Here is a 20,586-nt window from a genome sequence, read left to right on the forward strand (position 1 = left end):
AGGGTGATTCGTCCACAGCCGCATCCCCAGCCTGTGCTCTTCGTCCACAGCCTGTGGGTAACGGGGATAGCACCGCCGAATCGGTAGGATTCCGAATAGCGCCGGGAGTCAAATTGTTGGCAACCGCCGGACAAGCGCATAAGCCACGGCTTCCACGCGCCAACAGACTCCAACAACTCTTAGATTCCTTCTTATCTATTATAGTAGGAAAGCCCCCTGACCGACCGTTCCGCCAAGCCGCTGCTCGCGACCCTTTGCGGGGAACGCCAGCCAGTCCCACCCATATGGCTGATGCGCCAGGCCGGGCGGTACCTTCCCGAATATCGCGCGCTTAGGGCAGAAAAGGGTGGCTTCCTGGCCTTGGCGATGGATTCCGATGCTGCGGCAGAAATCACGCTGCAGCCGATCCGGCGCTTCGGCATGGACGGTGCGATTCTGTTTTCCGACATTCTCGTCGTGCCGATGGCGCTGGGGCAGGATCTCTGGTTCGAAACCGGGGAAGGGCCACGACTTGCTCCCGTGGTGCAGTCGGCGGGGGTGCTGGATGGCCTTGTCGCCAATTCCGCCGCGCTTGACCCGATCTATGGCACGATCCGGGGGGTGAAAGCCGCGCTCGACCCTTCGGTCACCTTTCTGGGCTTTGCCGGCAGCCCCTGGACCGTTGCGACCTATATGATCGCGGGGCAGGGTAGCCGCGAGCAGGCCGAGGCGCGGCGGCTGGCCTATCGCGATCCCGGCTTGATGCAGGCGCTGATCGACCGGATTGTCGACCAGACCATCACGTATCTGCTCGCCCAGGCCGATGCCGGCGTTGAGACGGTGCAGTTGTTCGATAGCTGGTCGGGAAGTTTGAGCCCCGCACAGTTCGAACGCTGGGTGATTGCCCCCAATGCGCAGATCACGGCAGCCGTACGGCACCGGGTGCCGGTGATCGGCTTTCCGAAGGGGGCAGGGGGCAAGCTCGGCGCCTATGCCCGCGAAACGGGGGTGGATGCGATCGGCCTCGACGAGACGGTCGATCCGGCCTGGGCGCATGCGATATTGCCCGAGGGGATGCCGGTGCAGGGCAATCTCGATCCGCTCGCCTTGATCGCCGGGGGAGAGGCGCTGGATGGCGCGGTGGACCGCATCGTGGCGGCACTCGCCGATCGTCCGCACATCTTCAACCTGGGCCATGGCATCCTGCCCGAAACGCCGATCGATCATGTCGAACGGTTGCTCGCGCGGGTGCGAGGAGAAAAGGCATGAGCGGCTGGCTGGGCAGTGCCTATCTGTGGGTGAAGGCGTTCCACGTCATCTTCGTGATCTACTGGATGGCGGGGCTGTTCCTGCTCCCGCGCTATCTGATCCATCATCAGGATGCGCTCGGCACGGCCGAGGCAGCCGCATGGGAGCGCCGGGAGGCGATGCTGCGGCGAATGATCCTGACACCCTCGCTGCTTGTCGTTTGGGCGCTGGGACTGGCGCTGGCGGCCAATCTGGGGCTGTTCGAGGGGCAGCATGGCCTGGGTTGGTTGCATACCAAGCTGCTGCTGGTCGTGCTGCTCACCGGCTATCATGGCTGGGCCGTCAGCTACGCAAAGAAGCTGGCGCGCGGGCTCGCTCCGACGCCGACGCGAACGTTACGCATGTTGAACGAAATTCCGGCGGCTGCCGTGATTGCCATCGTTATCCTGGCCGAAGTGAAACCGTTCTGACCGAACTGCGGCCGGCGCGAAGCGAATCTGCGCCGGATCGCGGTTGACTTGGCCCTGGGCGGTACCTAATTTCATGGCGTGTGCCGATCCTCGGCGCATCCCTCCTCCAGCATCGCAATTCGCGCGCCTTTCGCCGATCGACGCTCTCCCCCAGACAATTCCGGACTCCCAATGCATCTCAAGGATCTCAAAAAGAAAGCCCCCGCCGAACTGGTCTCGATGGCCGAGGCGCTGGGCGTGGAAAGCGCGTCGACGCTGCGTAAGCAGGATCTGCTGTTCGCCATCCTCAAGGCCCAGGCCGAACAGGGCGACCAGATCATGGGCGAAGGCACGATCGAAGTGCTGCCCGACGGTTTCGGCTTTCTCCGCTCGCCCGAGGCGAATTACCTCGCCGGTCCCGACGACATTTATGTCAGCCCCAACCAGGTTCGCAAATTCGGCCTGCGTACGGGTGATACGGTTGAAGGCGAGATCCGCGCGCCCAAGGATGGCGAGCGTTATTTCGCGCTGGTGAAGCTCAGCTCGGTCAATTTCGATGACCCGGACGCCGTGCGCCATCGCGTAAACTTCGACAACTTGACCCCGCTGTACCCGGAGCAGAAGCTGCGTCTCGACACGCTCGATCCGACCGTGAAGGACAAGTCGGCTCGGGTCATCGACATCGTCGCGCCGCAGGGCAAGGGCCAGCGCGCGCTGATCGTCGCGCCGCCCCGTGTCGGTAAGACCGTCCTCCTCCAGAACATCGCCAAGGCGATCACCGACAACCATCCCGAAGTCTTCCTGATCGTGCTGCTGATCGACGAGCGCCCGGAAGAAGTGACCGACATGCAGCGTTCGGTGAAGGGCGAGGTGATCAGCTCGACCTTCGACGAGCCGGCCCAGCGTCACGTACAAGTTGCTGAAATGGTTATCGAAAAAGCCAAGCGTCTGGTCGAGCACAAAAAGGATGTGGTCATCCTGCTCGATTCGATCACCCGCCTCGGCCGCGCTTACAACACCGTCGTCCCCAGCTCGGGCAAGGTGCTGACCGGCGGTGTCGACGCCAACGCGCTGCAGCGGCCGAAGCGCTTCTTCGGCGCCGCGCGCAACATCGAGGAAGGCGGTTCGCTGTCGATCATCGCCACCGCGCTGATCGATACCGGCAGCCGCATGGACGAAGTGATCTTCGAAGAGTTCAAGGGCACCGGCAACTCGGAAATCGTCCTCGACCGCAAGGTGGCGGACAAGCGCATCTTCCCGGCGCTCGATGTGGGCAAGTCGGGCACCCGCAAGGAAGAGCTGCTGGTCGAAAAGTCCAAGCTCACCAAGATGTGGGTGCTGCGCCGCATCCTGATGCAGATGGGCACGGTCGACGCGATGGAATTCCTGCTCGACAAGATGAAGGATTCGAAGACCAACGAAGACTTCTTCGATTCGATGAACCAGTAATTCGAACGAGGCCGGGCGGGGATGCCCGGCCTTTTTTTTGCGGCCTCGTGCAGGGAACTGCCGGTCGCCGTCCGCATTGGCTTTTCGTGCGCCGCTTCGAGCGCTAGGGCTGGTGCATGATCCTTCCGTTCCTCTCCGCTGCCGCTGCCGGTATCGGCTCGCCGCTCGACATCTGGCAGCATATCGTCGCCGATTTCTCGAATCTGGGCGATCCCGCGGCGCTGGCGGCGTTCGGCTCGGTGCTGATGATCGATCTGGTGCTGGCGGGCGACAATGCGATCGTCGTCGGTGCGCTGGCCGCAGGCCTGCCGGCGGACCAGCGGCGCAAGGTGATCATGATCGGGATCGGCGCAGCGTTGGTGTTGCGGATCGCCTTCGCGCTGATCGTGAGCTGGCTGATGGGCATTGTCGGCCTGATCTTCGCCGGCGGCCTGTTGCTGCTGTGGGTTAGCTGGAAATTCTGGCGAGAGATTCGCCATTCGGGCGAAAGCGCGGGATCAGCGGAAATCGAAGGCGACGAGCATTCGGGCGTCCGCGCGGCGCGCAGCTTTGCCGGGGCAGCTTGGGCGGTCGCGGTCGCCGATGTGTCGATGAGCCTCGACAATGTGCTGGCGGTTGCGGGTGCTGCACGCGAGCATCCGGGCATTCTCGTCGTGGGGCTGTTGCTGTCGGTGGCGCTGATTGGGCTGGCGGCGAACCTGATCGCCAAGCTGATCGATCGCCACCGCTGGATTGCCTATATCGGCTTGGCCGTGATCGTCTTTGTTGCGTGCAAGATGATCTATGAAGGCTGGGTGGGCACTCCGCACACACCGGGGCTTACCAGCCTGTTCTGAGTTGCCTTCCCTCCCTCGCCCGGATGGGAAGAGGGAGGGAGTTCGATCCTTCAGCCCAGATGCTCGGCGAAGAAGTCTGCCGTACGCTGGTCCGCCAGCTGTGCCGCAGCTTCCGAACGGCGCTTGCCGAGTTCGGCCGCGAATCCATGGTCTTCGCCCGGGTAGTCGAACAGCGTCACCTTGGGATGATCGTCCAGCCCTTCGTGCATTTTCGCCTGAATGTCGGGCGTCACGAAATGATCGGCGCCGGCGATGTGAAGAAGCAGCGGGTTGGCGATCGCGTGCTTCTCGCCCAGCAGCCCGTCGATACCCACCGCGTAATAGCCGACGCTCGCATCGGCATCGGTGCGTGCCGCCGTCATATAGGCCAGACGTCCGCCGAGGCAGTAGCCGACCACGCCGACCTTGCCGCCATTCAGCTCGGCCCGCGCGGCGCGGATCGTCGCTTCGATATCGGCGATGCCCTTGTCCTGATCGAACTTGCCCATCCAGCCGAGCGCCTGCTGGAATTCCTCCGGCACATCGGCGTCGAGTTCAATGCCGGGCTGCAACCGCCAGAACAGGTCGGGCGCGATGGCAAGATAGCCCTGTGCCGCCCAATGATCGCACTTCTGGCGGATGCCCGGGTTCACGCCGAAAATCTCCTGGATCACGATGATTGCGGCGCGCGGCGTGCCTTCGGGGCGAGCGACATAGGCGCTGAAGCTGCCACTGCCGTCAAAGGCGGGTAGGGTAAGGGTGCTCATAGCAGATGCTCTCCTGTCAGGCGCCGCTCATGGTCGAGCAGCCAGGTTTTCGTATCGGCGCCGCGGCCGGCGGAATAGGCGCCGAGGCGGCCACCATGGTTCAACACGCGGTGGCACGGAACGATGACAGGAAAAGGATTGCGGGCGCAAAGCTGCCCGATTGCCCGTGCGCTCGATCCCAACGCCTGTGCCAGTTCGCCATAGCTCGCGGTGCGGCCATAGGGCAGGGCGATCAACCCGGCGCGAAGGGCATTGCCGCGGGTGGTAGCGCTTGGTGCAAGCGGGAGCACGAAGTCGCGCCGCTCCCCCGCAAACCATTGTTGAAGCTGTTCGGCGGCAACGCGGACAGCGTCGGTGCTGCCGCGAATCGGCTGTCCCTCGACGACAAGCTGTATCCGCGTCACTTCCGTATCGGTGCCTTCGATTGCTACGCCACCGATGGGCGTTGCGATCCAGGCATAGTCGCGCGCATACATATACTTGGCCTAGCAGGCGGCCCCATGGCCGCTCAAGCGCAGAAAGGACGTCATGAAAATCAACGTCGAAGTCGAATGCACGCCGGAAGAAGCCCGGCGCGCCATGGGCCTGCCCGACCTGACGCCGGTGCATGACCGCTATGTCTCGCTGATGGTCGAGGCGATCGAGAAGCACGGCACGCAAGAGGGCTTCGAATCGATGATGCGCGGCTGGGCGCCGATGGGCGAGGCGGGCATGAATTTCTGGCGCGGCCTGTTCGATGCGGCCACCAAGAAGCCGGGAAGCTGACGCCGGGAATGGACACGATCTACGCGGTTTCGAGCGGCGCACCGCCCGCCGCCATTGCGGTGCTGCGCGTCAGCGGGGCGCAGGCCTTTGCCGCGGCTGCAAAGCTGGCCGGCACGCTGCCGTCGCCACGCCGCGCAGGCGTGCGGACGCTGCGCGATCCCGCGACCGGCGAGACGCTCGATTCCGCGCTGCTGCTCTGCTTTCCGGGGCCGAACAGCGCGACCGGCGAAGACCTGGCCGAACTGCATTTGCATGGCGGCAAGGCCGTGGTGCGCGCGGTGGAGGCGGCGCTGGCGGGTATCGCCGGACTGCGCCAGGCTGAGCCCGGTGAATTTACCCGCCGGGCGTTGCTCCATGGCCGGATCGATCTGAGCGAAGCCGAGGGGCTGGGCGATCTGCTGATGGCCGAGACCGAGGCACAGCGCCGCGTCGCGGTGCGCAGTGCGGGCGGTGCAGTGCGGCGCGAGGCCGAGGGTTGGACGATGCGGCTGCTCGGCCTTGCCGCGCGGATCGAGGCCGAGCTCGACCATGGCGATGAAGGCGACGTTGCGGGTGACGATCCGCTGCCGGTTCTACGCCGCGAAGCCGATGCGCTGGCGCGTGATGTTGTCGAAGTTGCGGCCCGACCGCCTGTCGAGCGGTTGCGCGATGGCTTGCGCGTCGTGCTGGGCGGCCCCCCCAATGCCGGCAAGTCGACCCTGCTCAACGCGCTGGCTGAGCGCGAGGCAGCGATCGTTTCACCGATTGCCGGAACCACGCGCGACCGGATCGAAGTGCCGGTGGTGCGCGAGGGGATTGCCTGGCTGTTCATCGACACGGCAGGGCTTGCCGAGGCGACCGATGATCCGATCGAGGCGATCGGCGTTGCCCGCGCGCGTGACGCGATGGCGGAGGCCGACCTGCTGCTGTGGCTGGGGGACGATCCGCCGCCTGCGCATCCTGCGGCCTTGTGGGTCCATCCCCGTGCCGATCTGGTGGAGCGGGAAGCGGCGCGGCCGGAACAGATCAGCGTGTCCGCTGCTACGGGGCAGGGGATCGACGCGCTCTGGGCGGCGATGGCGGTGCGGGCCAAGGCACTGCTGCCGCCGCCTGACCTGGTCGCGCTGAATGCGCGGCAGCGCGCGCTGTGCAATGCGGCGGCCGAGGCATTGCTCCGCGCGGCTGCCGAGGAAGATGCGTTGCTGTTTGCCGAAGAGCTGCGCGCCGCCCGCCGCGCGCTGGACGCAGTTACCGGGCGCGCGGGCATCGAGGACGTGCTCGACACGCTGTTTGGGCGGTTCTGCATCGGCAAATAGGCCGCGATGTTTCACGTGGAACGCGCGCGGCCGATGCGAGGTGCTGGACAAGCACGGGGAAAATCCCTCTAGCATTTCACCATGCAATTCGACGTGATCGTGATCGGCGGTGGCCATGCCGGCACCGAGGCGGCGGCGGCAGCCGCCCGCCGCGGCGCCCGCACGGCGCTGCTCAGCTTCGATCTCACCAAGCTCGGCGCCATGTCGTGCAACCCGGCGATCGGCGGGCTGGGCAAGGGCCATCTGGTGCGCGAGGTCGATGCGCTCGACGGACTGATGGCGCAGGCCGCCGACGCCGCCGGTATCCATTACCGCATGCTCAACCGCTCCAAGGGCACCGCCGTCCAGGGGCCGCGCGTCCAGGCGGATCGCGTCCGCTATGCGGCGGCGATCCAGGCGATGCTCCACGCGCAGCCGGGGCTGACGCTGGTGGCGGGGGAAGCCGAGGCGCTACTGCTCGCCGGCGGTACGGTTGCGGGTATGCAATTGCGCGACGGCACGAAGCTTGCGGCGCCCGCGGTGGTGCTCGCGACCGGCACCTTTCTGGGCGGGCGGCTGTTCCGCGGCGAAGAGCGATTCGAAGGTGGCCGGGTTGGCGAAGACTCGGCGCTGCGGCTGGCGGCGCAGCTTCGTGAACTGGCGCTGCCGATGGGGCGGCTCAAGACGGGCACGCCGCCGCGGCTCGACGGGCGGACTATCGACTGGGCGCGGACGGAGGAGCAATGCTCCGATGCCGAACCCTGGACGATGTCGGCGATGAGCAGCGCGCGCGCGCTGCCCCAGCTCCATTGTGCCGTTACCCGGACGACGCAGGCGACGCATGATGCGATCCGCGGCGGCCTCGATCGCTCACCTTTGTTCACCGGTGCCATCGAGGCGCAGGGCCCGCGTTATTGCCCGTCGATCGAAGACAAGGTCCACCGTTTCGGCGACCGCGACGGACACCAGATTTTCCTGGAGCCAGAGGGACTGGATCATCACTGGATCTACCCCAATGGCCTGTCGACCTCGTTGCCGGTGGATGTGCAGACGGCGATGATCGCATCGATTCCCGGGCTGGAATCGGCGCAGATCACGGTGCCGGGTTATGCGGTCGAATATGATTATATCGACCCGCGCGCGCTCGATGCGCGGTTGGCGCTTCCGCAGATCAAGGGCGTGTTCTGTGCCGGCCAGATCAACGGCACGACTGGTTACGAAGAAGCGGCGGGGCAGGGCTTGGCCGCCGGTGCCAATGCCGCCGCGCATGCGCTGGGGAGCGAGCCGCTGATCCTCGATCGGGCGACCAGCTATCTGGGCGTGATGATCGATGATCTGGTGCTGCAGGGCGTGACGGAGCCTTATCGCATGCTCACGGCCCGCGCCGAGTTCCGGCTGCGGCTGCGGGCCGATAATGCGGAAACGCGGCTGGGGCCGGTGGGCGAAGTGCTGGGCCTGCTGGGCGAGGCACGGCTGGTGCGGTTGCGGCGCCGCGAAGGCGAGCGGGCGGCACTCGATTCCGCCTTTGCGGCCGAGCTGACGGCGCATCAGCTGGCGGGGCGGGGTGCGCCGGTGGCGCAGGATGGCGCCCGTCGTTCGGCCCGCGACTGGCTGCGCTTCCCCGGCGTGTCGATCGCCCATGTCGTCGACGCACCGCTCCCCGAATGTGCAGCGGATCTGCTCGACGAATATGTCGAAGACGCGCGCTATGCCCCCTATCTGGAACGGCAGGAGGCCGAGGTCGCGCAGCTTAAGGCCAATGACGCGGTGCGGCTCCGGGCCGATATGGACTATGCCGCGATTCCGGGTCTGTCGAACGAGATGGTCGAGAAGCTGACAGCGGCGGCGCCGGCGACATTGGGGGCGGCATCACGGATACGCGGCATCACCCCGGCGGCGCTGTCGGCGATCCTGCTCCATGCGCGGAGATCGGCGGCATGACCGAAGAAGAAGCACGAATCTGGGTCCGCGACCGCTTCGGTGTTTCACGTGAAACGGCGCTGGAGGGCTTCGGCGCGATTCTGGTCGCGGAGTCGGAGCGCCAGAACCTGATTGCCCGTTCGACGCTGGACACGCTCTGGACGCGGCACCTGGTCGACTCGGCGCAGCTCGTGCCACTGGCGGCGGAGGCGAGGGCAGGGGTCTGGCTCGATGTCGGCAGCGGTGCGGGGCTTCCCGGCATCATCGTCGCACTGCTGACCGAGCGGCCGATCATTCTGGTCGAGCCGCGTGCCAAGCGTGTGACCTTCCTGCGCGAGGCGGCGGAAGCGCTGGGAATTGCCGATCGTGTGACGGTGGTGGGCAGCAAGGTCGAATCCTTTCGCCCGGAATCGCCCGTCGCCGTGGTCAGCGCCCGTGCGGTTGCGGAGCTGTCGCACTTGCTGGCTGCGACGCAACATGCCACCGATAAATCCACACTTTGGTTGCTGCCAAAGGGGCGAAGCGCGCAATCGGAGGTAGATGCCGTACGCGCGAAATGGCAAGGTGCGTTTCACGTGGAACCCAGTATCACGCAGCCGGATTCGGGCATCGTGGTCGCAAAACAGATAGGCGCCAGATGATCACCATCGCGATCGCCAATCAGAAGGGTGGCGTCGGCAAGACGACCACCGCCATCAATGTCGGAACTGCCCTTGCCGCGACAGGCAAGCACGTGCTGCTCGTCGATCTCGATCCGCAGGGCAATGCCTCGACCGGACTCGGCATTCCGCGCGCCAATCGCGAACTATCGACCTATGACCTGCTGCTCAGCGATGCGAATCTTGAGGACGTCGCGGTGCCGACCAAGGTGCCGGGCCTCGACATCGTCCCCGCGACGCAGGATCTGTCGGGCGCCGAGATTGAACTCATTGAGTTCGAGGCGCGCACCCATCGGCTCGATGCCGCAGTGGCGCGCCATCGTGCGGAGCGCTGGGACGTACTGCTGGTCGATTGCCCGCCCTCGCTGGGGCTGCTGACGATCAACGCGATGGTTGCCGCGCACGCGCTGCTGGTGCCGCTGCAGTGCGAATTCTTCGCGCTAGAAGGGCTCAGCCAGTTGCTCAACACGGTCGAGCGGATTCGCAGCCGCTTCAACCCGGGCCTGTCGATTCTGGGCGTGGCGCTGACCATGTATGATCGCCGCAACCGCCTGACCGATCAGGTGTCGGACGATGTCCGCGCCGTGCTGGGCCGGGTGGTGTTCGACACGGTGATACCGCGCAACGTCCGCCTGTCCGAAGCGCCGAGCCACGGCGTGCCGGCCCTGATCTATGACCATAAGTGCGCCGGCTCCGAAGCCTATATCGCGCTCGCCCGCGAAGTGATTGACCGCCTGCCCAAGCTCAAGAAAGCCGCATGAACGAACCAAGCGCCGCCGCTCGCAAGCCCCGTCCCGGCCTTGGCCGGGGCCTTTCCGCCCTGCTGGGCGACAGCCTGCCCGAAGAGCCGGTTTCGGGCGCACCCAATAGCGGGACGGGTGTGCGGATGCTGCCGGTCAGTTCGCTGGTGCCCGATCCGCAGCAGCCGCGCCGCCATTTCGACGAAGCGGCGCTCGAGGATCTGGCCGAATCGATCCGCATGCGCGGCGTGATCCAGCCGATCTTCGTACGCCCGCATGGCCACAGCTTCCAGATTGTCGCCGGTGAGCGGCGCTGGCGCGCGGCGCAGCGGGCACGGTTGCATGAAGTGCCGGTGATCGTCCGCGAGCTGACCGACGCCGAAACGCTCGAAATCGCGCTGATCGAGAATATCCAGCGCCAGGACCTGAACGCGATCGAAGAGGCCGAGGGCTATGCCCGGCTGATCCGCGAGTTCGGCCATACCCAGGAAGCGCTGGGGCGGATCGTCAACAAGTCGCGCAGCCATGTCGCGAATCTGCTGCGTCTGCTCGACCTGCCCGAAGGCGTGCGGCAGCTGGTGGTCGAGCGCTCGATCGAAATGGGCCATGCCCGCGCCTTGATCGGCGCGCCCGATCCGGAGAAGCTCGCCCGTGAAGTGGTGGCGCGGGGCCTTTCGGTGCGCGACACCGAAAAGCTTGCGCGCTCGGCCAAGCCCGCGGCGAAGCGCAAGGCCGAGGGCGGCACGCACGATTATGGCCGCGACGCCGATCTTGCCGCACTCGAACGCCATCTGGGCGATGTGCTGGGCCTCAATGTCCGGATCGCCCATGGCGGCAAGGGCGGGACGATCACGATCGGCTATTCGACGCTCGATCAGCTCGACATGGTCTGCCAGCGGCTCACCGGCGAGCGAATCTGAACCGGGGGCGTTCGACGAAGCGGGCGACCAGCGTTGCCGATGTCAAGTGTGCGGTCACATTGGCGACGGTGACCAGCACGTCCGGAATGGCGATCACCGCGATGAACAGCGGAATCAGCGCAACCGGCGCGCCAAGCACCTGCATGCCCGGCGCGGTCGTCGCATAGATGATTGCGGCGGCGGGTAGGCCCGGCATGGCGATGCCAGCCAGGAACGCGCTGACTGCCGCCATAACCCAGTGCGAAAGCGGGGCATGTACTTCCGCCGCATGCGCCGCCAGGAATGCGCCGAGCGCCGCACCTGCCGCCGTCGCCATGCGAAAGCTGGTGACGGCGAGCGGCAGGGTGGCGCCGCTCACTTCCTCGGGCAGGCCCAGCCGGGCGATCGCGCATTCCATTGTCACCGGCGCAGTGGCGAGCGACGAGCAGGTGCCGGCGGCGGTGGCCTGGGCGGGCAGAATGCCACGCGCAAACCGGCCCGGCGGCATTGCGCGCAGCACCACGACCAGGATGTAGCAGAGCGTGACGATCAGCAGGCACGAAACTGCCTGTGCCGCGACATAGCGGGCCAAGACCCCCGCGACGCTCGCGCCGGCGCCTTTCGCGACATTTAGCGCGAGCACGAACACGCCGATCGGCGCCGCCAGCAGCACCCATTCGACGATCTGCGTCATCGCATGGGCGAGATCGGCGAACAGCGCGCGCAGCATCCCCGGGCGGCCATCGGCTTGCGGCGGCAATTTGGCGAGCGCGGCGCCAAGCAACATCCCGAACAGCACTAGCGGCAGCATCTGCCCGCTCGCGGCGGCGGCAACGGGATTTTCGGGGAGGAACGCCAGCAAAATTTCCCCGGTTTTCGGGAGCACGGGCGCGGCGGGCGTCGAATCGATATCGACCAGGCCCGCAAGCGGGTGCGGCCCCAGCGGGAAAAGCCACAGGACCAGCTCGACGGCGGTGATTGCGGCGAGCACACCCAGCGCCAGCATCGGCGCGAACACCGCGAAGCTCAGGCCGATCAGCCGTCCACCCTCGCCGTGGCGCACGGCATTGCAGACGCCGGTGACGACGAGTGAGAAGACCAGCGGCACCAGCGTCATCGTCAGCCCGCGCACCCACAACCGGCCGAGCGGTTGGACAGCGTCGATCCAGCCGCCGAGAAACGCCCCGGCCTGGGTGTTGGCGAGCAACCCCAGCACCAACCCGCTACCCAGCGCGGCAAGAAGCAGCCCGGTCTTGTTCATGCGGCGACCCTATCGATGTTTCAGGCAAGCAAGCGGCGAAAACGCACTGCAAACAGGCACCCGCAACGATAGTTGCACGAACACTGAAGCAAAGCCCGGAAGGCTTGGCAAGCGGCGGTGGTGGCCGCCCGGCCTAGAGCGACTGCACGCGCGAGAGCTTCCAGCCTTCCCACACGGCGATGGCGAGGAACAGAAGGTCCATTGCATCTGCTGCGCGGATCGCCAGCGCGATCGTCTCGCTGCTTCCCAGCGCAGTAAGTACTTCGAAGAAGGGGCGATCGGCAGCCTTGGCGAGGAAGGCGACATCGCACAGCACGGTGCCCAATGCCCACCCGAGGGCAGAACACAGCGCACCCAGCACGCCGAACTTCGGATCCACACCGCGACCCGCCTTGCGAACGGCATAGCCGACCAGCGCACCGATCACGATGGCAATCAGCCCCAATGCCATACCCGTCAGATACGTGAACAGCGCCCAGATCGCCGCGCCAACGATAGCCGCTGCCAGTCCTGCGGGGACGGCGAGGGCGAAGTGCTGCTGCGAACGCAACGCGCGGATCGCCTCGTCAGCCGACATTTCCACGGCGACTGCCGGTTCGATTGGTGTGTCCGTCACTCTATCCCCCTCATCTAAAACTATATTCAACCGCCTGCCGATTGAATCATCTGGTGCGTGCCGTCGGTCATCAGGGCGAGAATGGCTGCGAGCCCGAGATAGAACAGCCCATATTCGAGCTTCATCTGCGTGGGCACGGCATAATAGGCCTGATTCTCCGGCGCGGCGGGATCATAGTGCCAAGCCTGTTTGAGCGCCGGCAGGGCCAGAATCGCAATCACGAACAGCAACGGACTCGGCCGATACAGCATGAGCGCCAGCATCAGCGGCACGCCGACGAACCAGATGCGGGGCGACAGGATCGCCGTGATGCGTCCCCCGTCCAGCGGCGGAAGTGGTATGAGATTGAAAAAGTTAAGGAAAAATCCGCTATAGGCAATTGCGAGCAGCAACTGGCTTTCGGTTTCCCGTCCCCAGACATAGACTGCCAGGGCACCTGCCGTACCTACCAAGGGACCGGCCGCCGCCACATAGGCTTCGGTCTCGACGTCCATCGGCTGGTCCTTGAGTTCCACCCAGGCGCCGACGAACGGAATGAAGGTTGGGGCGCTTACCGGCAGGCCGCGCTGGCGGGCGGCAAGGAAATGACCCATTTCGTGCACGAACAGCAGGCCGACAAAGCCGGCCGCATAGCGCCAGCCGAACAGCATCGCGTAGGCGGCAAGCGACACGAGCATGGTGAGCGCCGTCCCGCCCACCTTTCCGAACTTGAGCGCACCGAAAATCAGCGCCAGCGCGCCACCCATCAGGCTTCGCCTTCGCTTTCGATTTCGTGCTCGCTTGCCTTGCCGCGGCCGAAGAAGCGCCGCACCAGGGCGACGATACCGGCCACAGCGAGCAGCCCCAGCTTCCACGCCTTGAGGAGGAAGGCTCCGGCCAAAGCGAGCAAGCCGAGCTTCTTCACCGCGACCACGCCGACCAGCGCGGCGAGGCCATAGGCAGCGACCTTGTCCGTGCTGCTGTCGAAGTCCTGATAGCGCTTGCCGGGGACATAATTAAGCGTGCCTAGCAGCCGACCGGCAACTGCCTTGTCGGCGGCGATCGCCTTGTCATCGGTGATCAGGTCGAGGCTGAAATAGCCGTCCCGACCCAGTGCATAGGTGTTGTAATTGATGGTCTGCGGCGCGTTTGCCGGGGTTCCGCGTTCGCGTAGCGCTAGTGACCAGACCAACCGGTGCGTGCCCGCGTCATAGCTGGGTTGTTGCACCCATCCGGCTACATCCAGCGCCGGTATGCCGCGGGCGAGGCGATTGGTATTGTCGGCTTCGGTGTTCTGTTTAAGGCTGTCGAGCAATGCGTCCGGCTGCCAATCCTTGGCATCACCGTCGCGGACATAGCCTTCCTTCACCCATAGCAGGTCGACCAGCCAGTTCGCGTCCTTTTCGCGGCTGACGATCAGCCCATAGCGCGCGGGCGTCTCGCTGTTGCCGATTGCGCGCATGACCCCGTTCGCTTCCTTGGCAGGAATGAAGACGTCACCGGGGCCGATATCCAGGGTCGCCTGGTCCAGCAGCTTTATCTTGGCTGGGCCGATCGTCGCTGCGGCTTTTGCCGCTTCCCATGCGACGTCGCTTTCGCTCTTCGCGGCAGGTGCGGGCGGCGCGTCGGCCCGGACAGGTGAAACAACAGCAGTGGCGGCAACGATCACCGCGAAAGGCAAGGCTGAGCGACGCACGCCGGAATTCCCCCTCCGGCTCCGTTCCCCCAACGGAGCGCTGATCGCACGCTAGGGCCCTCGCATCGCCGACGCAACCGCCCAGTCGCCGGTCGCCGAGACCGGGTTTTTTCCTTATCCCTTTGCCCGGGCTGCGGCGCGGGCGATGGCGACGCATTCGGCTTCGGCGAGCAGTTCGCCCACGCTGCCGGAATGCATCATCGCCCGTTCCGCCGCGCGCACCCGTTCGATGGCGCGGGCGATCTGGGGGGCGGACCAGCGGCGCAGCGCGCGGCCGGTGGCGGGGCGTTCCTTGAAGAATACGCGGTGCTTCTCCAGCACATCGTCGACGCTGGCGCCGCCGTCCATATCGGCGCGCAGATCGGCGAGCGTCATCAGCCTGCGGACGAGCTGGCGGAGCAGCGGAATCGCCGATCCGCCGCCTTCGGCCAGCCGCGCGAGCTCTTTGCCCACTTCGCTGACGCGACCGTCGAGCACGGCCTCGATCGCGCCGAACAGCTCGCCGTCGCCCAGATCGGCGCCGATCGCGTCGAGCGCCACGCTGTCGGCATCGCGCGGTGCGTCGGGCGCGGCATCGAGGAACAGCGCGAGCTTCTCGATCTCGCGGGTCAGAATCGCGCGGTCGCCGGCAGCCGCTGCCGCGAGCCGATGCGGCACGTCGCCCGTGAGGCGCAGGCCGTGTTCGCGCGCGATGGTGCTGGCAAGCTGGGCCGCGCCAGCGCCCTCGGGCACATAACAAGCAAAGGCAATGGCATTGGGCGCGGCGATCGCCGCCTTGACCAGCTTGCCCGTGGTCTTGAGGCCCGGTCCGATTGCCACCACCGGATTGCCCGCGCGCTCGGCGGCGAGCAGCAGCGTGACTGCCTCGGCGGCACCCTCCTCAATGCCCTGCACGCGAATATAGCGCGCCCCGCCGAACAGCGAGAGCGAGGCGGCCTCGTCCGCCAGCAGGCCAGGCTGATCGCGCAGCGCCTTCATGTCGATGTCGACCCGCTCGACATCGGGGCCGAGCGCCTTGCCCAGCCGGGCGGCAAGATCGGCGGCGCCGGCTTCATCGGGACCGTGCAGCAGATAGAGGCGAATATCGGGCTTGGGTGCTTCTACTGCGGCACGGATCTGGCCGGCATTGGCCTTCATGGCTTGGCGGCAGGCGCCTTGGCGCGAACATAGCGGGCGACGCGCGCGACGATCTGATCGGCGACAATGCCGGACAGCCGTTCGAGCGCGCTGCGCTCGGCGGCGATCGTCGCATATTCCGACCCCACCACGTCAAGGCCGGCATCCGAACCGGCGGTGGCGTCGAGCAGCACCTGTCCGTTGCTCAAATCGAGCAACTGGTAGCGCGCCCGCAGCGTCACCCGCTCGCGCGACACGGAGTCGTCGCTGCGCACGCCGAGGCCGGCGATCTTGTCTTCCAGCTTCACTTCGAGGCGATAGCGCGCAGAAGCGTCGCGATTGTCGAGCCTGTCCTTCAGCGCATTGGCGAGCAGCCAGCCGGTCTGCCCCTGAATCGGCGCGACTTCGACGGCGGCGAGCGTCGATTGCACCGCACCTGCGCTGCCCCCGCCATAGAGCGGCCGCAGACCGCAACCGGACAGGGCGAACGCGGTGAGCGCGGTGAGCGCGAGCAGGGCAGGGGCGATTTTCATGCGACGAGGTTCACCAGCCGATCGGGTACCACGATGATCTTGCGCGGCGTCTTGCCTTCCAACGCGCGAACGATCTTGTCGGATGCGAGTGCGGCGGCTTCTACAACATCCTTGGCAGCGCCCTTCGGCATCACCAGCGTGTCGCGCAGCTTGCCATTGACCTGCACGGCGATCGTCACTTCGTCATCGACCAGCAGCGCTGGATCGACCTCGGGCCATGCGGCATCAGCGATCATGCCGGTTTCGCCCATGGCCGCCCAGGCTTCCTCCGCGATATGCGGCACCATCGGCGCGACGATGCGGACCAGCATGCGGATCGCCGCGGTGCGCGAGGCGGAGGGCGTAGCCTTCTCGATGGCCGCAGTCAGCTCGTAAAGCTTGGCGACGGCCTTGTTGAAGGTCAGCGCCTCGATGTCCTCCGCCACGCCGGCGATGGTGCGGTGGAGCTTGCGGTCGAGATCCTTGTCCTCGCCCCCAGAGTCCTCGCCCTCTGCCGTCTCCAGCGCGTCGAACAGGCGCCACAGGCGGTTGACGAAGCGCCACGCGCCTTCGATGCCGCTTTCGCTCCATTCCAGGTCGCGCTCGGGCGGGCTGTCGGACAGCACGAACCAGCGGGTCGCGTCCGCGCCGTACTGGTCGACGATCTCGGTCGGGTCGACGGTGTTCTTCTTCGACTTCGACATCTTCTCGACGCGGCCGACGATCACCTCGGCACCGCTGTCGGTCAGATAGGCCGATCCGTCGGCGCGGAACGACACCTGGGCAGGCTCGAAATAGACCTTCCGCTCCAGCCCGTCATGCTCCTCCAGCTGATAGTAGCTGGCGTGCGTGACCATCCCTTGCGTGAACAGCCCGGCGAAGGGCTCGGCCACGTCGATGCGGCCGATATGGCGCAGCGCGCGGGTGAAGAAGCGCGCATAGAGCAGGTGCAGGATCGCATGCTCGACCCCGCCGATATACTGGCCGACCGGCAGCCATTGCTCGGCCACGGCCTTGTCGAACGGCTTGTCGCTCGGCTGGCTGGCGAAGCGCAGGAAATACCAGCTCGAATCGACGAAGGTGTCGAGCGTGTCCGTCTCGCGCCGGGCGGGCTTGCCGCATTTCGGGCAGTCGACATGCTTCCAGGTGGGATGGCGAACGAGCGGATTGCCGGGGATGTCGAACGTCACATCTTCGGGCAGCGTGACCGGCAACTGGTCCTTCGGCACGCCGACCGGGCCGCAATCGTCGCAATGGATGATCGGGATCGGGGTGCCCCAGTAACGCTGGCGGCTGACGCCCCAGTCGCGCAAGCGCCACACGGTGCTGCCGGTGCCCCAGCCGCCTTCCTCGGCACGGCGAATCACTTCGCGCTTGGCATCGGCCACATCGAGGCCGTCGAGGAAGTGCGAGTTCACCAGCGTGCCGGGGCCGGTATAGGCCTCGGTACCATCGAACTCCGGCGCGGTCTTGTCGCCTTCGGAAACGACGCGGCGGATCGGTAGCTGATATTTGCGCGCGAATTCGAAGTCGCGCTGGTCATGCGCCGGCACGCCGAACACGGCGCCGGTGCCATAATCCATCAGTACGAAGTTCGCGATGTAGACCGGAACTTGCCAAGCAGAATCAAAGGGATGCTGCGCGGTGAGGCCGGTGTTCCAGCCCAGCTTCTCCTGCGTCTCCAGTTCGGCCGCAGTGGTGCCGCCCTGCTTGCAGCGTTCGATGAACGCCTGCACTTCGGGATTGCCCGCAGCGAGCTGCTGCGCGACCGGATGGTCCGCCGCGATCGCGACGAAGCTCGCGCCGAAGATCGTGTCCGGCCGCGTGGTGTAGACGGTCAGCCCTTCGCCGTTGGACAACGCCCACGTGAACTGCAGGCCTTCCGATTTGCCGATCCAGTTTTCCTGCATCAGCTTCACCTTGTCCGGCCAATGCTCGAGGCCCTTCAGCCCTTCGAGCAGGTCGTCGGCGAAATCGGTGATTTTGAGGAACCACTGGTTGAGCTTGCGCCGCTCGACCAGCGCGCCCGAGCGCCAGCCGCGCCCGTCGATCACCTGCTCATTGGCGAGCACGGTCATGTCGACCGGGTCCCAGTTGACTGCGCTTTCCTTGCGATAGACCAGCCCGGCTTCGTAGAGGTCGAGGAACAGCGCCTGTTCCTGGCCGTAATAGTCGGGCTCGCAGGTGGCGATCTCGCGCGTCCAGTCTAGCGCGAAACCGAGGCGCTTGAGCTGCGCCTTCATCGTCGCGATGTTCTGGCGGGTCCAGCTACCTGGATGGACCTTCTTTTCCATCGCGGCATTTTCGGCCGGCATGCCGAAGGCGTCCCAGCCCATCGGATGCAGCACTTCCATGCCCTTCATCCGGCGGAAGCGCGCGAGCACGTCGCCCATCGTATAGTTGCGGACATGGCCCATATGGATGCGCCCCGAAGGATAGGGGAACATCTCGAGCACATAGGACTTCGGCTTGGGCGAATCGTCGCGGGCGGCGAAGGTGCGGTTTTCCTCCCACGCCTTCTGCCACGCCGCGTCCGCCTTCAAAGGATTGAAGCGAGACGCCATTCCGGGTTCCGGATTACTTGGTCGCGATGGCGGCGCGGCGCAGGTCGCGGGCTCGCGTCAGGATGATGTCTTCCAGCTTCTGGACCGTCGCGGCCTGGACCGGGGCGGCAACCCAGGCGCCGTTGCGGTTCACTTCGCGCAGCGCCGCGACGCGCAGCGCATCGGCGCGCAGATCCTGGTCGAGCACGGTGACGGTGACCTTCATCCGCTCGGTCTGGACGTTCGGGTTCACATACCAGTCGGTCACGATCACGCCGCCGTTCGAATCCGTTTGGAGCAGCGGCATGAAGCTCAGCGTGTCGAGGCTGGCGCGCCACAGATAGGCGTTGACGCCGATGGTCGTGACCTTGGAGGCTGCCAGGTCGGCCTGCGGACGCCCCTTGTGATGGCCACAGGCCGTGACCGAAACAGCGAGCGACCCCAGGATCGCGATGCGCAACAGGCGGTTCATTGACGTCAATTTCCTACCGGGCAAAGGATTAGCGGATTGCATCTATAGGCCGGGATGTGGCGGGAGCAAGGCGCGAAGCAGCAACGAGGCACCGCACCCAGCACCCGAATCTGTGTATCGCGTGCAACAGTCGCGGGAAATTTCTCTCACCAGTGGAACGTCGCTTTCGATTCGTGGTAGGCGCCCCAATGTAGAGAGGTATGCAAATGCGGTTTGGACGCTGGATGACGGGATTGGGATTGGGGGCGCTGTGCGTCGCCGGCCTCATCGTCGCGCCTGCGATCCAGGCCCAGGAACGAGACCGCAATGCTAAGGCGGCCGTTCGTCCGGTGTTGCTCGGCATCCGTGCCGCGACCACCTTCACCCCGGCTGCGGCCGATCCCAAGCTGGCGGCGGTGCTTGCACGCAGCGGCCTTGCCGATACGGGCTTCCGCTTCACCCCCGCCGATTCGCGGGTGGTGGGCAATCGTTCGGTAACGGTGGCGGTGCGCGCACGTTCGACGCGAGTGGCGCAGAATGCCGTGCACCTGCCGGGTGCCGCTTCGCCGACGGTCAATCTGGCGCCCATCGCCTATAATCTGGGCGTTTCGGTCGGCTGGAAGCGCTTTGCTGTTTCGGGTGACGTGACGCATGTCGACCTGGTCAACCAGCCGGGCAGCCGCGACCACAGCGAAGTCGGCGTGAGCTATCGTGGCAAGCGCCTGACCGGCCAGATCCAGTTCAGCAACGATCGCCCGCTCGCCGGTACGCCGGTGCTGATCGGCGACAAGCCCAGCTACTCGTTCGATCTGAACGGCTCCTATGCCCTGTCGCGCAACCTCGATGTGACGGCGGGCGTGCGCTACAAGAGCGAGCGCGATCGCCTGCCGCAGATGACCGACACGCGCCGCGACAGCCAGGCGATCTACGTGGGTACCGCCTTCCGCTTCTAACCGGCCCAGGCGTCGATTGCCGCCCAGCCATGCATGCCGAAGCCTGTCAGCGAGGCGGCGCGGCGCGCATCCATACCGCCCAGCGCGATCACCGGTATCGCCAATCCGCGAATCAGCAGGCCGAATCGTACCCGTCCCAGCGCCGGGGCGCCGGGATGCGAGTGCGTGGCAAAGACGGGCGAGACGAACAGCGCGTGTGCGCCGGCGCGAATCCCGGCAATCGCCTCGCGCCGCGAATGGGCGGGGAAGGTAACGCGCCCGCGCCCGCGCCGGCCGTGCACACCTTGCTCCCCGCGGCCCAACGGTTCGGTGCCGGCGCGCAGCAAAAGCAGCTGCCGCCGCCGCGCCACGCGTGCCACTGCCGCGAACAGTGCCCGTCTTTCGGCGGGTGGAAGCGTATAATGGCGGAAGATCACGCCGCTTCCCCGCGGTAAGCGCTCCAGCGCGGTCCAAAGCGCGTCGCCCAGCCGCTCGTCGGTCATCAGCCATTGTCGG

General features: G+C 66.0%; 22 protein-coding genes. 11 read left to right on the top strand and 11 right to left on the bottom strand.

From position 1 onward, the window contains the following. The first annotated feature begins 216 nt into the window (after nucleotides 1-216). The 4 genes from hemE (at nucleotide 217) to ACT53M_RS10295 (ending at nucleotide 3,961) form a co-directional block, all read left to right on the top strand. The gene (gene hemE / locus ACT53M_RS10280) at nucleotides 217-1,248 is read left to right on the top strand and encodes a uroporphyrinogen decarboxylase (RefSeq protein WP_476233249.1); all 1,032 of its coding nucleotides are present in this window, start codon (nucleotides 217-219) and stop codon (nucleotides 1,246-1,248) included. Continuing rightward, nucleotides 1,245-1,697, top strand: a complete 453-nt coding sequence (locus tag ACT53M_RS10285; protein ID WP_476233140.1) for a CopD family protein — start codon at nucleotides 1,245-1,247, stop codon at nucleotides 1,695-1,697. The genes hemE and ACT53M_RS10285 overlap by 4 nt, the downstream gene beginning before the upstream one ends. 171 nt (nucleotides 1,698-1,868) lie before the next feature. After that, the gene (gene rho / locus ACT53M_RS10290; protein WP_476233141.1) at nucleotides 1,869-3,125 is read left to right on the top strand and encodes a transcription termination factor Rho; all 1,257 of its coding nucleotides are present in this window, start codon (nucleotides 1,869-1,871) and stop codon (nucleotides 3,123-3,125) included. A gap of 116 nt (nucleotides 3,126-3,241) precedes the next feature. Further along, nucleotides 3,242-3,961: a TerC family protein gene (locus ACT53M_RS10295; protein ID WP_476233143.1), complete on the top strand. Its 720-nt coding sequence runs from the start codon at nucleotides 3,242-3,244 to the stop codon at nucleotides 3,959-3,961. A 50-nt stretch (nucleotides 3,962-4,011) separates the two neighbouring features. On the opposite strand, the gene ACT53M_RS10300 is transcribed toward ACT53M_RS10295, so the two are convergent. Together ACT53M_RS10300 and ACT53M_RS10305 are read right to left on the bottom strand one after the other, a co-directional pair. Next, on the bottom strand, nucleotides 4,012-4,707 hold the full coding sequence (locus tag ACT53M_RS10300; RefSeq protein ID WP_476233145.1) for a dienelactone hydrolase family protein: 696 nt from the start codon (nucleotides 4,705-4,707) through the stop codon (nucleotides 4,012-4,014). Next, on the bottom strand, nucleotides 4,704-5,183 hold the full coding sequence (locus ACT53M_RS10305) for a methylated-DNA--[protein]-cysteine S-methyltransferase (RefSeq protein WP_476233148.1): 480 nt from the start codon (nucleotides 5,181-5,183) through the stop codon (nucleotides 4,704-4,706). The genes ACT53M_RS10300 and ACT53M_RS10305 overlap by 4 nt, the downstream gene beginning before the upstream one ends. Before the next feature lie 52 nt (nucleotides 5,184-5,235). On the opposite strand from ACT53M_RS10305, the gene ACT53M_RS10310 reads away from it, so the two are divergent. The 6 genes from ACT53M_RS10310 to ACT53M_RS10335 all read left to right on the top strand — a co-directional run bounded on the left by ACT53M_RS10310 (nucleotide 5,236) and on the right by ACT53M_RS10335 (nucleotide 10,985). Next, nucleotides 5,236-5,472, top strand: coding sequence for a DUF6489 family protein (locus ACT53M_RS10310; protein WP_476233149.1), 237 nt, complete (start codon nucleotides 5,236-5,238; stop codon nucleotides 5,470-5,472). 8 nt (nucleotides 5,473-5,480) lie between these two features. Beyond that, nucleotides 5,481-6,767 (top strand): tRNA uridine-5-carboxymethylaminomethyl(34) synthesis GTPase MnmE, encoded by a 1,287-nt coding sequence (gene mnmE, locus ACT53M_RS10315; protein WP_476233150.1) that lies wholly within the window; start codon nucleotides 5,481-5,483, stop codon nucleotides 6,765-6,767. An 81-nt stretch (nucleotides 6,768-6,848) separates the two neighbouring features. Next, nucleotides 6,849-8,687 carry a tRNA uridine-5-carboxymethylaminomethyl(34) synthesis enzyme MnmG gene (gene mnmG, locus ACT53M_RS10320; RefSeq protein WP_476233151.1) on the top strand — a complete coding sequence of 613 codons (1,839 nt, stop codon included), beginning with the start codon at nucleotides 6,849-6,851 and terminating at the stop codon, nucleotides 8,685-8,687. Continuing rightward, nucleotides 8,684-9,307, top strand: a complete 624-nt coding sequence (rsmG, locus tag ACT53M_RS10325; protein WP_476233153.1) for a 16S rRNA (guanine(527)-N(7))-methyltransferase RsmG — start codon at nucleotides 8,684-8,686, stop codon at nucleotides 9,305-9,307. The genes mnmG and rsmG overlap by 4 nt, the downstream gene beginning before the upstream one ends. Continuing rightward, a complete protein-coding gene (locus ACT53M_RS10330) occupies nucleotides 9,304-10,086 on the top strand; it encodes a ParA family protein (RefSeq protein ID WP_476233154.1) in 783 nt (260 codons plus the stop codon). Before rsmG ends, ACT53M_RS10330 begins: the two co-directional genes overlap by 4 nt. After that, nucleotides 10,083-10,985, top strand: a complete 903-nt coding sequence (locus tag ACT53M_RS10335) for a ParB/RepB/Spo0J family partition protein (RefSeq protein ID WP_476233156.1) — start codon at nucleotides 10,083-10,085, stop codon at nucleotides 10,983-10,985. The genes ACT53M_RS10330 and ACT53M_RS10335 overlap by 4 nt, the downstream gene beginning before the upstream one ends. On the opposite strand, the gene ACT53M_RS10340 is transcribed toward ACT53M_RS10335, so the two are convergent. From ACT53M_RS10340 to ACT53M_RS10375, 8 genes are all read right to left on the bottom strand, one after another. After that, nucleotides 10,966-12,225: a dicarboxylate/amino acid:cation symporter gene (locus ACT53M_RS10340; RefSeq protein WP_476233157.1), complete on the bottom strand. Its 1,260-nt coding sequence runs from the start codon at nucleotides 12,223-12,225 to the stop codon at nucleotides 10,966-10,968. The genes ACT53M_RS10335 and ACT53M_RS10340 overlap by 20 nt on opposite strands. Nucleotides 12,226-12,358: 133 nt before the next feature. Then, nucleotides 12,359-12,841, bottom strand: a complete 483-nt coding sequence (locus ACT53M_RS10345; RefSeq protein ID WP_476233158.1) for a hypothetical protein — start codon at nucleotides 12,839-12,841, stop codon at nucleotides 12,359-12,361. A gap of 26 nt (nucleotides 12,842-12,867) precedes the next feature. After that, nucleotides 12,868-13,587 (bottom strand): site-2 protease family protein, encoded by a 720-nt coding sequence (locus ACT53M_RS10350; RefSeq protein ID WP_476233159.1) that lies wholly within the window; start codon nucleotides 13,585-13,587, stop codon nucleotides 12,868-12,870. Next, on the bottom strand, nucleotides 13,587-14,516 hold the full coding sequence (locus ACT53M_RS10355; protein ID WP_476233161.1) for a DUF2167 domain-containing protein: 930 nt from the start codon (nucleotides 14,514-14,516) through the stop codon (nucleotides 13,587-13,589). Before ACT53M_RS10355 ends, ACT53M_RS10350 begins: the two co-directional genes overlap by 1 nt. A 114-nt stretch (nucleotides 14,517-14,630) precedes the next feature. Then, nucleotides 14,631-15,653 carry a DNA polymerase III subunit delta gene (gene holA / locus ACT53M_RS10360; RefSeq protein WP_476233162.1) on the bottom strand — a complete coding sequence of 341 codons (1,023 nt, stop codon included), beginning with the start codon at nucleotides 15,651-15,653 and terminating at the stop codon, nucleotides 14,631-14,633. Then, the gene (gene lptE, locus ACT53M_RS10365) at nucleotides 15,650-16,165 is read right to left on the bottom strand and encodes an LPS assembly lipoprotein LptE (protein WP_476233164.1); all 516 of its coding nucleotides are present in this window, start codon (nucleotides 16,163-16,165) and stop codon (nucleotides 15,650-15,652) included. The genes holA and lptE overlap by 4 nt, the downstream gene beginning before the upstream one ends. Continuing rightward, nucleotides 16,162-18,708: a leucine--tRNA ligase gene (leuS, locus tag ACT53M_RS10370; protein ID WP_476233166.1), complete on the bottom strand. Its 2,547-nt coding sequence runs from the start codon at nucleotides 18,706-18,708 to the stop codon at nucleotides 16,162-16,164. The genes lptE and leuS overlap by 4 nt, the downstream gene beginning before the upstream one ends. Nucleotides 18,709-18,721: 13 nt before the next feature. Continuing rightward, complete coding sequence (locus tag ACT53M_RS10375; RefSeq protein WP_476229294.1) at nucleotides 18,722-19,159, bottom strand: DUF3576 domain-containing protein; 438 nt, start codon at nucleotides 19,157-19,159, stop codon at nucleotides 18,722-18,724. Between the two features lie 200 nt (nucleotides 19,160-19,359). Here ACT53M_RS10375 and ACT53M_RS10380 point away from each other — a divergent pair, with 200 nt between their 5' ends. Continuing rightward, nucleotides 19,360-20,091, top strand: coding sequence for a hypothetical protein (locus ACT53M_RS10380; protein WP_476233167.1), 732 nt, complete (start codon nucleotides 19,360-19,362; stop codon nucleotides 20,089-20,091). Here ACT53M_RS10380 and ACT53M_RS10385 read toward each other — a convergent pair. After that, nucleotides 20,088-20,573, bottom strand: coding sequence for a thiamine phosphate synthase (locus ACT53M_RS10385; protein WP_476233169.1), 486 nt, complete (start codon nucleotides 20,571-20,573; stop codon nucleotides 20,088-20,090). The genes ACT53M_RS10380 and ACT53M_RS10385 overlap by 4 nt on opposite strands. Between the last annotated feature and the right edge of the window lie 13 nt (nucleotides 20,574-20,586).

This window comes from Sphingomonas sp. DMC6 (assembly GCF_056314225.1).